General features: G+C 58.2%; 13 protein-coding genes and 2 pseudogenes. 6 read left to right on the top strand and 9 right to left on the bottom strand.

Features of this window, described 5'->3' with window-relative positions; translation table 11 throughout:
* The 6 genes and pseudogenes from ACI38B_RS03565 to ACI38B_RS03540 form a co-directional block, all read left to right on the top strand.
* A pseudogene (locus ACI38B_RS03565) lies at positions 1–304 on the top strand (helix-turn-helix transcriptional regulator); the annotation flags it as partial.
* A gap of 92 nt (positions 305–396) precedes the next feature.
* Positions 397–1503, top strand: a pseudogene (locus ACI38B_RS03560) (helix-turn-helix transcriptional regulator); the annotation flags it as partial.
* Positions 1504–1545: 42 nt separating this feature from the next.
* Positions 1546–1860 carry a hypothetical protein gene (locus ACI38B_RS03555; RefSeq protein WP_439729552.1) on the top strand — a complete coding sequence of 105 codons (315 nt, stop codon included), beginning with the start codon at positions 1546–1548 and terminating at the stop codon, positions 1858–1860.
* Positions 1861–1909: 49 nt separating this feature from the next.
* Complete coding sequence (locus ACI38B_RS03550; RefSeq protein WP_439729551.1) at positions 1910–4513, top strand: DEAD/DEAH box helicase; 2604 nt, start codon at positions 1910–1912, stop codon at positions 4511–4513.
* 160 nt (positions 4514–4673) lie between these two features.
* Entirely contained in the window at positions 4674–5021 is a 348-nt protein-coding gene (locus ACI38B_RS03545) for an RNA polymerase-binding protein RbpA (RefSeq protein WP_015450561.1), read from the top strand.
* Positions 5022–5252: 231 nt separating this feature from the next.
* Entirely contained in the window at positions 5253–5984 is a 732-nt protein-coding gene (locus tag ACI38B_RS03540; protein ID WP_439729549.1) for an HAD hydrolase-like protein, read from the top strand.
* A gap of 476 nt (positions 5985–6460) precedes the next feature.
* Here the strand turns inward: ACI38B_RS03540 and ACI38B_RS03535 are convergent, their stop codons facing one another.
* The 9 genes from ACI38B_RS03535 to ACI38B_RS03495 form a co-directional block, all read right to left on the bottom strand.
* Entirely contained in the window at positions 6461–7042 is a 582-nt protein-coding gene (locus tag ACI38B_RS03535; RefSeq protein WP_439729548.1) for a hypothetical protein, read from the bottom strand.
* 120 nt (positions 7043–7162) lie between these two features.
* The gene (locus ACI38B_RS03530) at positions 7163–7840 is read right to left on the bottom strand and encodes a MerR family transcriptional regulator (RefSeq protein WP_439729547.1); all 678 of its coding nucleotides are present in this window, start codon (positions 7838–7840) and stop codon (positions 7163–7165) included.
* A 105-nt stretch (positions 7841–7945) separates the two neighbouring features.
* On the bottom strand, positions 7946–8380 hold the full coding sequence (locus ACI38B_RS03525; protein ID WP_439729546.1) for an FHA domain-containing protein: 435 nt from the start codon (positions 8378–8380) through the stop codon (positions 7946–7948).
* A gap of 5 nt (positions 8381–8385) precedes the next feature.
* Positions 8386–9207, bottom strand: a complete 822-nt coding sequence (locus ACI38B_RS03520) for a DUF881 domain-containing protein (protein ID WP_439729545.1) — start codon at positions 9205–9207, stop codon at positions 8386–8388.
* Positions 9208–9213: 6 nt separating this feature from the next.
* Complete coding sequence (locus ACI38B_RS03515) at positions 9214–9546, bottom strand: DUF1290 domain-containing protein (RefSeq protein WP_015450554.1); 333 nt, start codon at positions 9544–9546, stop codon at positions 9214–9216.
* Positions 9546–10535 carry a DUF881 domain-containing protein gene (locus ACI38B_RS03510; protein ID WP_439729544.1) on the bottom strand — a complete coding sequence of 330 codons (990 nt, stop codon included), beginning with the start codon at positions 10533–10535 and terminating at the stop codon, positions 9546–9548. The genes ACI38B_RS03515 and ACI38B_RS03510 overlap by 1 nt, the downstream gene beginning before the upstream one ends.
* Positions 10536–10538: 3 nt before the next feature.
* Complete coding sequence (locus tag ACI38B_RS03505) at positions 10539–11159, bottom strand: CDP-alcohol phosphatidyltransferase family protein (protein ID WP_439729543.1); 621 nt, start codon at positions 11157–11159, stop codon at positions 10539–10541.
* A gap of 14 nt (positions 11160–11173) precedes the next feature.
* Positions 11174–12025 (bottom strand): ATP phosphoribosyltransferase, encoded by an 852-nt coding sequence (gene hisG / locus ACI38B_RS03500; protein WP_439729542.1) that lies wholly within the window; start codon positions 12023–12025, stop codon positions 11174–11176.
* Positions 12026–12065: 40 nt separating this feature from the next.
* Positions 12066–12242 (bottom strand): phosphoribosyl-ATP diphosphatase (locus ACI38B_RS03495; RefSeq protein ID WP_439729553.1); only part of this gene is annotated, 177 nt, incomplete at its 5' end.

Here is a 12242-nt window from a genome sequence, read left to right as displayed (position 1 = left end):
CCGGTCCAGCATACTTCTCGGACCGCGCCACGCGTCCCCCAGACACCGGTGCCCGGCCTTGGCCTGGATTCCATCGCCCCGGGGCTCGGTACGCAGACATTGCCGGAATCCCTGGTGAAGGTGATTGATTCCCGTCGCTTTGCGGCGACCGTGGATGTCGACGGCGAGCGCATCAACGTCGCCTACACGGATTCCGATGACCTGGCCATGTATGTGCTTGAGCATCCCGGCGCGTATATCGTCAGCCCTCAGGAGGCCGTGGACGCGTTCAACCGCAGGCTCACCGCGGCGACGAAGTTCGAACTAGCCGACTCCGCCCAGAATTCGGAAAGCCTGGAGGTCAACGCCCCCTCGATCAGCCGGCAGGTGCATGAACCGGGCGATCCGGAAAGCATCAAAGCCCGTCAGAAGAAGATCGGGCCCTCATTCCAGACCGGCAGCGAAGTCGACCGCAGGTTGAGGCTCATGCTGTTCTTGTCGGCCCATCTCGGCGAGGAGTTCTCGCTGGCCGAGCTTGCGGAGCGTTTCATCGGCAAACCCAAGTCCGACGATGAGCTCAACAAGTACGTCAACATCATCCACAAGGACATCAATACCTTGACGACGGTATCCGATGACGGTGAGATGGCGGGCAGCCAGTTCTTCGATATTGATTGGCCGCTTCTGGACAGCGAGGGCATCGTGTCGGCAACGAATTCCCTTGGCTTGGAGCGTCTCGCCGGCATTTCCCAGCAGTATCTGAGCATGTTGACGGCCTCGGTGAGTTATTTGGCCCATTCGTCATTGCTTCCCGACCAGCAGCGCGACCAGGCGCAGTCGTTGTATTCGCGCTTGCGTCAGCATGTCAAGCCCGGTCAGACGCCGTGGTTGAGCCTGACCGGATACGAACTCGAACCCCGTGCGTTCTCGGTTGTCAAGCGCGCTATCTCCACGGACAGCCTGCTTGACATGGAGTACACTGACGGCGCGGGCCGTACCCGTCGCAAGCTGGTGGCCCCCGCGAAGATTTTCGTGGATGAGGGCGTGTACTATGCTGCGGTCTGGACGGATGTCGCCTCCGCAGCCCCGCACGATGAAGCGAAGTTCGTGCAGAAAGACGTCACCATCAACAAGGCGAACGGTCTGCCGAGGGTGTGGCAGGTTCTGCGTCTTGCCCGTATCGAGAAGGCTGAACTGGTCGAACCTACCAAGAAGCTCGACATCCCTGACGTGCCGGTGAGCGAATTGCGCAAGTGGAGCTTTGACAACGGCACACAGACCGTGTTTATCACCGACCAGCCTGATTTGCCGTTCACCAAGCGCCTTCCGGGCGCAACGGTCGAACCGTGCGGCAATGGGCAGAAAGTCCGGCTGATTGTCTCGTCCGATTCGTGGTTCGTGGCTTTCTGCATCGCCCATGCGCGGCATATTACCGCTGTTGCCCCCGAGACTTTGCGTTCGATGATTAAGGCCCGCGCCGAGCGTGAGCTCAGCGTGGACAAACGTGAAGACGACGCCGACTGATAGGCTCGAATGCTGTCCGTATCCGGTTGACAGGAGGTTTCCATGCAATGGTGGGTTGTCTGGGTTGTACTTGTCTTGGCGTTGCTGGTATCTCTTGCTGCGGGCTTATGGTATGCGTTCAGGCGGGGGCTTGCGGCATTGCGTCTGGTATCCTCGCTCGGGGATGTCATCGGCAACAGGTTCGCCGAGACGGACGAGTTCGATGAACCGCAGCCGAAACCGGCGTCGTTCACGGTTCCGCTCGAGCAATCCATCGACAAGTACAGTTCCGCTCACGCTCAGGTGATGAGACGCGAGGCGCGCAAGCACGAACGGCATGAGGCCGTTTGGCGTCGATGGAGCGTATTCAACGAGTAGCTCCGTTTCGCACGGTATTCGTTCAGTGTTGACATGGGGGAGAGAAGGCATGTCTCGACATTCGCATCATGCACAGCAAGGGCGTGGGACAGATTCCGGTCACAGTCAGGGGGATGTTCAGGATTCTCCGGCCCAACGGTATCAGCGGTTCAAACACAACCAGCAGTATCGGAAATCTGCTGTGGCAAGGTTCGCGGCTTCGTTGCCGTTCGATCTTGACGCTTTCCAGATTCAGGCGTGTGAAGCCTTGGAATCCGGGGACAATGTCCTTGTGGCAGCCCCGACAGGCGCGGGGAAGACGGTGGTCGCGGATTTCGCGATGTACTTGGCGCACGAACATCATGTCAAGGCGTTCTATACCACGCCGATCAAGGCATTGAGCAACCAGAAGTACCATGATTTGTCTGCGATTTATGGCGCCGAACATGTCGGGTTGCTCACGGGGGACACGTCAATCAACTCCGAGGCGGATATTGTCGTGATGACCACGGAAGTGCTGAGGAATATGCTGTACGAGCATTCCAACACCCTGCTTGCGCTTCAATACGTCATTCTTGACGAAGTCCATTATCTTGCCGACCGGTTCCGTGGGCCGGTGTGGGAGGAAGTCATCATCCATCTGCCGCAATCCGTCCGCATCGTCGGATTGTCCGCGACGGTGTCGAATGTCGAGGATTTCTCCGCGTGGATTTCCTCGGTGCGTGGCTCCACCAGGCTTATCGTGTCCGAGCATCGTCCGGTGCCCCTTGAGCAGCATGTGATGGTGCAGGCCAACGAGCGCACCGAACCGGAGCTCATCGACCTGTATCGTCGAGACAGTGACGGTGAGGCCACGACGCGGCTCAATCCGCAGTTGGTCAGGCGTATCGATCAGCTGGAGCATCAGGCAGCACGCCGACGTCCGCCCCATGGGTCCCGGAAAGGCCGGGGCTTCGGCCGTGGGTCCGGCCGTTCGCAGTATGAAGTCGAGCGGTTCACCCCACGCCGTGCAGCGGTCATTGACGAACTTAATTTCCTTGGCATGTTGCCCGGAATCTATTTCATTTTCTCACGTAACGGCTGCGATCAGGCGGTCGAGCAGTGCATCAATGCGGGGCTGGAGCTGACGACTGACGATGAGGCGATGCGGATTCGTGAAATCGTCGACGAGATGGTCGAAGGGCAGATGAGCCGCGACGATCTCAAGGCGTTGCGGTTCTCGCGCTTCCGTTTCGCGTTGGAGGAAGGCTTTGCCTCGCACCATGCCGGTATGATTGCCCTGTTCCGGCAGATTGTCGAACGTCTGTTCGAAGAGGGGCTGGTGAAAGTAGTATTCGCCACGGAGACCCTCGCGCTCGGTATCAATATGCCGGCCCGCAGCGTCATCGTCGAAAAACTCGAGAAATACGACGGTACAGGGCACGTCATGCTCACCCCAGGGGAATTCACACAATTAACTGGCCGTGCAGGGCGTCGCGGCATCGATACGATTGGTCACGCAGTGATTGTTGACCATAAAGGGTTCGTTCCGGCCACCGCCGCGGCGTTGTCCAGCAAACGCGTGTATCCCTTGCATTCGAGTTTCAAGCCAACATTCAATATGGCCGTGAATCTGCTGTATTCCAGCTCCTACGAAACCGCCCGCAAGACGCTAGACCAGTCCTTCGCGCAATGGGAGGCGAATGAGTCGGCGTGGCAGCTTGAGTCCGAGATCCATACGCTTGAGCATGCTTTGGAAGGCTACGAGCAGGCGGCATACTGCGATCGCGGTGATTTCACCCAATTCATGCTGTTGCGGATGAAACTCAGCGATTTGCAGAAGAATGGGCGGCGCGAACTCAAACATCGTTCGTTCCCGTCTCAAGAGGCGCGCAGCGACGCCTTCCATGATCTCGATAGGCAGATTGCCGAAGTCAAATGGGAACAGCAGCACCATCCTTGCGCCTCATGCCCTGATGTGCAGGAACATCTCAGGTGGGGGCATCGCTGGATGAGGGAGCGGCGCGAACTCGACAGGGTGCAACGGCGCTATGATTCGCGCACAGGGTCCGTGGCCAGACAGTTCGACCGCATCTGCGACATCCTTGTCGAACTTGGGTATCTTGAACGCCATCAGAACGGTCAGGAGCAAGTCGAGCTTGCGTTGACAGCAGGAGGGCGTCTGCTCCGCCAGTTGTACAGTGAGCAGGATCTCGTCCTCGCGCAAGCGATCCGAACGGGATTGCTGGATACCTTGACTCCGCAGCAGCTCGCCGCAGCGTTGTCAGGGCTCGTCTATGAGTCGCGCAGGGGAGAGGGCGGCGAACCTCGCCGGTATCCCGGCGGTTCTACCGGGCCGGTCGCCCACGTCTGTTCGCAGCTACGCTCGATCAGCATGCGCACCAATGCGATGCGAGAAGATTACGGACTTGATCGGTTGCCGGACGTCGATTTCGGGATTGTCGATGCCGTGTACGCTTGGGCGGACGGTGAACCTCTGGCCGTGATTCTTCACGACATGGATCTGACCGGCGGCGATTTCGTACGCAACATGAAGCGCCTGGCTGATATGTTGCAGCAGATCGCGTCGGCACTTCCCGGCGTTCCGGAATACGAAGGGCCCCTGTCTGCGCATGCGCGTGCCGCTCAGTTGATGATCAACAGGGGAGTCGTGGCATACTCGGGTGTTGACTGAGGAACAAGGGGTCGCGGGTTCATTGATTCCCGTCCGTCATGGGCGGGTCCGGGCTTGCGCCCTCTCATGCCATGGCTGTTACATCGGGGGAATATGCGGTGCGTCCGGGCTGTTAGGTATTTTGGATAGTTGACTAAACCCCTAGGAGGAATGGATCGACATGGCAGAACGCAGTCTGCGCGGTATGAGCATCGGAGCCAAGTCACTGGAATCAGACGACAATGTGGATTTCGCAGCCCGTACTGACATCGCGTACGTGTGCCCGAACGGGCATCGTACGATTGTCCCGTTTGCCGAAGGTGCTGAGCCTCCGAAGGAATGGGAATGCCGTTGCGGGCAGATCGCCCATCGTGAAGGCGATCAGGATGCCGAGGACGACGAAATCAACAAGCCTACACGTACGCACTGGGACATGCTGATGGAACGTCGTACCGAGGATGAGCTCAAGGAGCTGTTGGAAAAGCGGCTCCAGATGCATCGTGACGGTTGGATTCCGGATTACGAGTGATTCCTTTGGCCTGGTTCAGCGCACATCATACAAGTGCTGAGCTAGGGTGTGCTGAAGTGCCGTGCCATGGATATCTGTCCTGGCACGGCACTTCTCGTATTTCAGGCGGGTTCCTGTGCGCTGGTTCGAACACGCCAAGGTCACACGTTCAAGGCATAATACAAGTGGGGAGAAGCGTTGAGAAGACGTTTACCTTATCAGCCCCTTCGGAGCATTCGGAGAGAGGACCGTATGACCGTATTGCATTCACCGCGGCGCATTGTGCTGCTTGACCTTGACGGTACGTTGACCAAATCTGACCCGGGCATCATCGCCTGCGTGATCAAGGCGTTTGAGGCGCTTGGCCGCCCGGTGCCAGACGAAGCGGAACTTCACCGGTTCATCGGGCCGGCAATCATCGAATCGATGCAGCGCAATCACATTCCAGATGATCAGTTGGCCAAAGCCGTCGAGATTTACCGTGATTATTACAACAACAAAGCGGTGTTCGACGATCCTAATCATCCCGGGAACAAGGTGCCGGGAAAGCTGTACAACACCGTGTATCCGGGCATTCCTGAGCAGTTGCAGGCATTGAGGGCGGACGGGTATTTTCTGGCCGTCACAACGTGCAAGCCGGAATATCAAGCGAAGCCGATTTGCGAGCATTTCGGGCTTGACAAGCTGGTCGATGCGGTCTATGGCGCCAGCAAAGACAATTCCAGACTTGACAAGGATCAGGTCATCCGGTACGCGTTCGAAAACATGGGCTTCAATGTCGTCCAAGGTGATCGCGCGTTGATGGTCGGTGACCGCTGGACCGATGTCGAAGGCGCGAAGGGATGCGGTTTGGATTGTCTGGGTTGTGGATGGGGGTACGCCGAGCCCGGAGAACTCAACGAACATGGCGCGTACCGGATTATCGACGAAGTCAGCCAGCTGCGTGATGCCGTTGAAGATTATTTCAACAGTGACGAAGACTGAATCATCGGCAATCGATGTTTTGTAATCGCAATGATGTCGATTCGAACATAACACATTCGCCCGGATGCAGAATGATATGCATCCGGGCGTTCTTATTGTGTGCGTGATTCTTTGAAATAACAGCGCATGAAGCGCTTCAGTCAATGACGCCGGAAGCGGTACCGCTAAAATCCGATAATGTACGTTATGTCAGATTGTAACTATTGACCGCTCCCCATACACACAATCGCGTATCTTTCGGCGCTTCAATACAACAACGACGTACGCGTCCATCCCGGCGCATCAGCGGTTCGTGACAATCGGTGCCGATATACCGCGATACGAATCCCAAAGTGGCTGTTCGCCGTCGTATCATTGGCGCAGATGCCGAACGTCATGTGATGACATTGTCACGACGTTGTTGTTATCGCGTGGATCGGCTCGGTACGACCGGCGCGGCTGACGGGCTCGGGTCGAGTCCCGACGGGCCACCCCGGTCACTCTCGTTGGTCACTCACGTTGTTTGCTGAAGAAACGGCATCATCGGTATGTTCGTTGGTATCGCCATTCCCAGTCTGCACCGGCTCGGTATGCTCCAGGTTCTGGCGCCCGGTCAGTTTCGCGAGTGCAGCTTCGGCTTTCGCAGCGCGTGACGCCTGCCGGTACATGAACCACAGCTCCAAGGCGATGAGCACAATCAGAATCGCCCCAGAGACGCCTTCGACGCTGTCATACCAGGACAGCATGGTCTTGCTGATGTTGTCTGCGGCTTCGGTTGCCACGATATACGGTGCCATGGCAAGAATCAACGACACGAAATGCAGGATGATGACGGTTTTGCCGACCGGACGAGGGCCCGCGCTCTCCCCCTCTCCGGCCGCGACGGTTTCGTCTGCCGCAACACCACCATTTGATACTGTCTTGACAGCAGACGCAGCAGACACCGCAGAGGTGGCGGATGCCGAATCCGCCGGGTGACCGGCATGGGAGCGCCGCGTATCCGTCTTCAGCACCATCACGATTACGGTGATGCAACATGCCAAGGCGATCAGCCAGAGCACCAGCGGAAGAACAGTCATCGGAACGCAACTCCTTAGAACTACAAAACAACAAGAACTACCAACACATTCGTAGCGAGCGTATCTGCGAACAACGTCAATCTACAGCAGCAATGGCATACCGCACGTGAGCCCGGCCACTCACACATGCACAAGGAACGGATCATACTCATCCAAGTCCTGCGTGCTGCGTTCCTCGTGCCGGATTTCCAGTTTCCTGCGCATACGGGCTTGCGCAAGCTCTTCGAACGGTCCCCCACCCGGCATCTGGGAAGTGGTGACGGAACCGTCGGGAAACACATCGACATGCGGTTCTAGCTCAAGCCGTTGCTCGATCCCATGCCACAGCGCGGTCACGGAAATGCCGAACACCGCCGCCCCGCTGCCGAGCACATCGCCGATTCTGTCCCCGTCCCGGCATTCGTGCACATGCTCGCCGTCGCTGAGAATCGTCGTATGCTCCAGTTGTGCGGTACTTCGTTGCATGAGATACCCGATGGCTATGGTCACGTTCTGCAGGTTCACGCCTGCGTCAAGCAGCCGTTTGGACACAGCGAGAATCAGTACGTCCTTAAACGAGTACAGCCGTCGTGAGCCGGAACCATGCGAGGCTTTGATGGATGGCTCGACGATTTGTTTCCTCGCCCAATAATCCAGCTGGCGGTAGGTGATGCCGGCGACTTTCGAGGCGACAGTCCCCCGGTACCCGCGTGTCGGCTTGTCGTCGTCGGGAAACGAAAACAACTCCCCCTGGACGATGGTGATGTCACTGGGTGACACAGTAGCGTTCGATGCGTGAGTAACACGATGGACTGCCATGTCACCTGTGCCCTTTCTGAAGAATGCTGCGGTGGCTTGGACAGTACCGAGACCGCAGTGCGGAAAAAGGCGTGATCGTGGGATTGCCGCCGATCACGCCGACATTCAGGCCTGAGCGGCGTTGCCGAAGAACACCAGCCTGAATTTACCGATCATAATCTCGTCACCGTTGTGCAGCAACGCCTTATCCACGCGCTGGCGGTTGACGTACGTGCCGTTGAGGCTTCCCGCGTCGATGACTTCGAACGAGCCGTTCGCACGGCGGAACACTGCATGATGGCGCGACACAGTCGAATCGTCGAGCAAGATGTCCGCGTGCGGATCGCGTCCCACCGTCACCTCGTCCTCGTCAAGGAGATACCTTGAGCCTGATACAGCGCCTCGCGTCGAGATGAGCAGGGCCGTTCCGGGCGACAATTTGGTGATGGTGTCGAGGTCCTCCTGGGTCAGCGGACGGTCGCCGGTCGTGGTAATGGGTATCGTGATGGCAGGCATCCCGATGATGGTCGTTTCGCCTGCGCTTGGAATCGGATCAGTCATACTTGCTATTCTACAGTCTTTGCGTATTGATATTGGGGAACGTCGCGAATCTCGTTGATTTCGACCTTGTCTGATGATGTCACTTTGACTTTCGCGCCGAATTTCACGCTGAGCCTGGAGCCGACGCCGCCGGCGATATTGACGGCGTTCTGCAGATTCTGCGGGTCGCCGATGGCCTTAACCTTGTATGGTGTGGACAATTCCTGACCGTCGCAGATCAGCCCTGTTTTCGTGTCGGCGAAGTAGGTTGACGTCACGACCCTCACGGTGTTGACCGCCATGACTTCAGCGCCCGCATTGCGAAGTTCCTCAATCAGTTCGAACATGGTCGCGGCATCGATGCGATCCTTTGTGCCTTTGCCGATGGTGATGACCACGCCCTTGCCTTGCGCCGCAAGGCGTCCGGAAAGCAGACCGCTGGTCTCTTCGTTCTGCTTGGCGATGCGTTCGGCTTCTGCCTGCTTGTCCGCGGCCTTCTGCAACGCGGTGAGCTGTTCGGTCAGCTGGCTCTTACGCTGTTCGAGATTCTGCACTTGGGAGCTGGTCTCGGTGATGAGCCTGGTAAGTTCGTCCTCGCTCATCGTCTCATATGTTGACGTGGTGTTGTTCAGCTGGATGGCATAGCTGAACCCGAGCAATGCACACAACAAGAGTACGAGCAGGCTGGTCATGAAGCGGGTGCGGGCCGCGTTCGCTTGTAGCGAACGCTTGGGTTTTCTTCTGACAACCGGGAACGATCCCGTCTCGGTATGGTCGTTCGCGCTGTCCGCGACACGCTGGCGGTGCACGCGGCTGAGCAGATCCTGTGGTTCCTTCTTATGGCTCATATGACATTACGCCTTGAAGACGAACCGGCGGATCGCGGACACATTGGAGAAGATTCTGATGCCCAGCACGACGATGACTGCGGTCTGCAGCTGCGAGCCGACGCCGAGCTGGTTGCCCAGCAGCACGAGCAGCGTGGCGGTCAACACGTTGGAAATGAACGAAATCACAAACACCTTGTCGGAGAACGTGCGTTCGAAATACGCACGGGCCGCTCCCAGCAGCGCGTCAAGCGCCGCGACGACCATAATCGGCAGGTACGGCTGCAAGACGACCGGTATATCCGGTTTCACGAAGATACCGATGACCACGCCGATAATCAGCCCCAATACTGCAGCCATTAGTTCGCCCTTTCCGCGTAGCTGATGTCACTTGAGCTTGCCGCTTCCAGTGTAATCGACTTCGCCGTAGTGATTTGCGGGTAAATGCCCGCGCTTTTCAACGTCGTATACAGCGAGCGTTGGCTCTTCTCTCCCACGGCGGCGGCCAACGCGCTACTGTCGCCTATGGCTTGGATCTTATAGGGGCTCTGAACCTGGTTGACACCCACGAGAATCGTCTGCCCCGCGGTGCGCACCGATGTCTGCACACCCAGACGATAGCCGTTGATGGCGATGGCCTCCGCGCCTGCCTGCCATAGAATCTGGATGAACACCTGCAAATCACCGTCGGTGACGACACGGATGTTCGAACTGTTCTCCCGCGGCAACGACCCCGCTGTAGTGTCGCTGTTCGCCGCGATCGGGTTCGCGATGGTCAGCGTGATACCCGGCCCGGTCACCGGAATCGTGCCGTTGGCCATCTCGTCGTAGGTCAAGGTGTCGTCTTTGGTGGTGTTGGCAAGCTTCTTGGACTGGTTCTCCACCTGGACCCTCAAGGAGGAAACTTCGCTATTCAGGGTGTTGAGATGTTTGGTCTGCTGCGTGAGTTCCTTCGCCAGACTGCTGCGGATCTCCTTGCGGGGGTCGGTGTGCAGAATCTGGACGATAATGCTGCCGGAGAATCCCACGGCGATGCAGATGATGAACACGATGACTCGTGTCGACCAAATGCGCAAAGCCGATTTTGGACGCTTGTCCAGCCTCGAATCGCTGAACATCGGGTCCATCGGACGGTTCGTCAGGTCGTCGATGAGCCGCAGCGAATCATCCTCCAGTTGGGGACGCCTGCGCCTCGGAGTGATGGGCATGTCCGGCGACGGCGCTGCATGGTGGGCACCCAGTGATGACGCGGAAGCGGAAAAGACCGCACGCGTGTGCACAGGCGCTGTCTCCTTCGGTACGGGAATGGAGCCCGGCGCCTGTGGTGCCTCATGCAGCGTATCTGCCATACGTCACTGCCCGTTGTCGTTCCTGATCAGTCCCAGCCCCTGATGCGCGTAGATGAGCCCTGCGAGCCAGTACAGCGCGATGCCCCAGATGCAGATGGCCAAGGCCACCAGATGCAAGGTCAATGTTGCCGGATCCTTCCAGATATCGGCGAAAATCAGCAGCACAATCGCCGTCATGAGCAGGGCCGTGCCGGTTTTTCCCACGAAATGGACTGGCAGAGGCCCATACCCGTGTTGTGCGAGCATCACGATGAGGACACCCATGAGTAAATCCCGCAGGCCGACGACAATCAGCACCCACCAAGGGATGACGTGGGCGATGCCGAGGGCGAGGATGCTGCAGAAAATGAGCAGCCGGTCAGCGATGGGGTCGAGAATCTGGCCAAGCTTGCTCACTTGGTTGAACTTCCTCGCGATGACCCCGTCAAGACCATCGGACATGGCCGATAGAGCGATGAGGACCAGCGACGCGAGCATCTCGTGCTTGGATACCAAGACGGCGACCACAGGAATCGAAATGATCCTCAAGACGCTGATGCCATTGGGCACCGTGAATATCACGTCGCGTGCTTCAGGGCTGTACTGCTCCCCTGAGGTGTTGGAATGCGTGTGTGTACCGCTCATAACCACCGGGGACTTCAGATACGGGATGCCTGGAGTGCGGTGACGATGATGCCGCGGGCGCCGACCTCATAGAGCCGATCCATCAGCTGGTTGACTTTTTCACGCGGAACCATGACGCGCACGGCTGCCCACTGCTTGTCGTGCAGCGGAGAGATAGTCGGGCTTTCGAAGCCCGGCGTGACCTCGACCGCGGCGGCGACTTTCGAGACTGGGATGTCGTAATCCATGAGCACGTACCGCTGAGCGGTCAAGACACCTTGAATACGGCGTCCCAGGATGGTCAGGCGCTCGTCGTTCTCAGCGACACGCGGGGAACGGATGAGAATGGCCTCCGAGTGCAGGATCGGGTCGGCGAACACGCGCAGGCCGGCATTGCGCAAGGTCGTTCCGGTGGAGACGACATCGGCAATCAAATCGGCGACGCCCAGTTGCACGGAGGATTCGACCGCGCCGTCAAGGTGGATGATATCGGCGTGGATGCCGCGGGCCTTGAGATAATCGTCGACCAGCTTGTCATAGGAGCTGGCCACGCGCTTGCCGTCGATGTCCTCAAGGCGGTTGATTGAGGAATCCGCAGGGGCCGCGAACCTGAAGGTGGAAGCGCCGAATCCGAGCGGCATATGCTCCACGGCCTCGGTTCCGGAGTTGAGCAGCAGATCGCGGCCGGTGATGCCGACGTCGATGGTGCCGCGGCCTACGTACACGGCGATGTCCAGCGGGCGAAGGTAGAACAGCTCGATATCGTTATCGGGGTCTTCGACGACCAGCTGCCGTGAGTTGCTGCGCAGACGGTACCCCGCCTCGGCGAGCATGTTCCAGGCCGGTTCCGACAGCATGCCTTTGTTCGGCACGGCAATCCTTAACATATTTCCTCCCTTGTTGCTGCGGTTCCCGAAGACAGGACGCTCACAGGTTCTTGTAGATGTCTTCCAGCGTGATGCCACGATCGATCATCATGACCTGAAGATGGTAAATCAGCTGGCTCATCTCTTCCGCAGTGCGTTCCGCGCCTTCGTATTCGGCCGCGATCCAAGTCTCCCCGGCCTCTTCGACGATTTTCTTGCCGATGAAGTGCGTACCTTT

The sequence above is a fragment of the Bifidobacterium sp. genome, assembly GCF_051876855.1.
Taxonomy (GTDB): Bacteria; Actinomycetota; Actinomycetes; order Actinomycetales; family Bifidobacteriaceae; genus Bifidobacterium.
Note: the sequence above shows the minus strand (reverse complement) of the source record. Positions and strands in the feature narration are given on the sequence as shown.

Excerpts from the sequence above, each read along its gene's own strand:
- ACI38B_RS03555 (WP_439729552.1), top strand. The coding sequence starts at position 1,546 with ATGCAATGGTGGGTTGTCTGGGTTGTACTTGTCTTGGCGTTGCTGGTA.
- ACI38B_RS03550 (WP_439729551.1), top strand. The coding sequence starts at position 1,910 with ATGTCTCGACATTCGCATCATGCACAGCAAGGGCGTGGGACAGATTCC.
- ACI38B_RS03545 (WP_015450561.1), top strand. The coding sequence starts at position 4,674 with ATGGCAGAACGCAGTCTGCGCGGTATGAGCATCGGAGCCAAGTCACTG.
- ACI38B_RS03540 (WP_439729549.1), top strand. The coding sequence starts at position 5,253 with ATGACCGTATTGCATTCACCGCGGCGCATTGTGCTGCTTGACCTTGAC.
- ACI38B_RS03535 (WP_439729548.1), bottom strand. The coding sequence starts at position 7,042 with ATGACTGTTCTTCCGCTGGTGCTCTGGCTGATCGCCTTGGCATGTTGC.
- ACI38B_RS03530 (WP_439729547.1), bottom strand. The coding sequence starts at position 7,840 with ATGGCAGTCCATCGTGTTACTCACGCATCGAACGCTACTGTGTCACCC.
- ACI38B_RS03525 (WP_439729546.1), bottom strand. The coding sequence starts at position 8,380 with ATGACTGATCCGATTCCAAGCGCAGGCGAAACGACCATCATCGGGATG.
- ACI38B_RS03520 (WP_439729545.1), bottom strand. The coding sequence starts at position 9,207 with ATGAGCCATAAGAAGGAACCACAGGATCTGCTCAGCCGCGTGCACCGC.
- ACI38B_RS03515 (WP_015450554.1), bottom strand. The coding sequence starts at position 9,546 with ATGGCTGCAGTATTGGGGCTGATTATCGGCGTGGTCATCGGTATCTTC.
- ACI38B_RS03510 (WP_439729544.1), bottom strand. The coding sequence starts at position 10,535 with ATGGCAGATACGCTGCATGAGGCACCACAGGCGCCGGGCTCCATTCCC.
- ACI38B_RS03505 (WP_439729543.1), bottom strand. The coding sequence starts at position 11,159 with ATGAGCGGTACACACACGCATTCCAACACCTCAGGGGAGCAGTACAGC.
- hisG (WP_439729542.1), bottom strand. The coding sequence starts at position 12,025 with ATGTTAAGGATTGCCGTGCCGAACAAAGGCATGCTGTCGGAACCGGCC.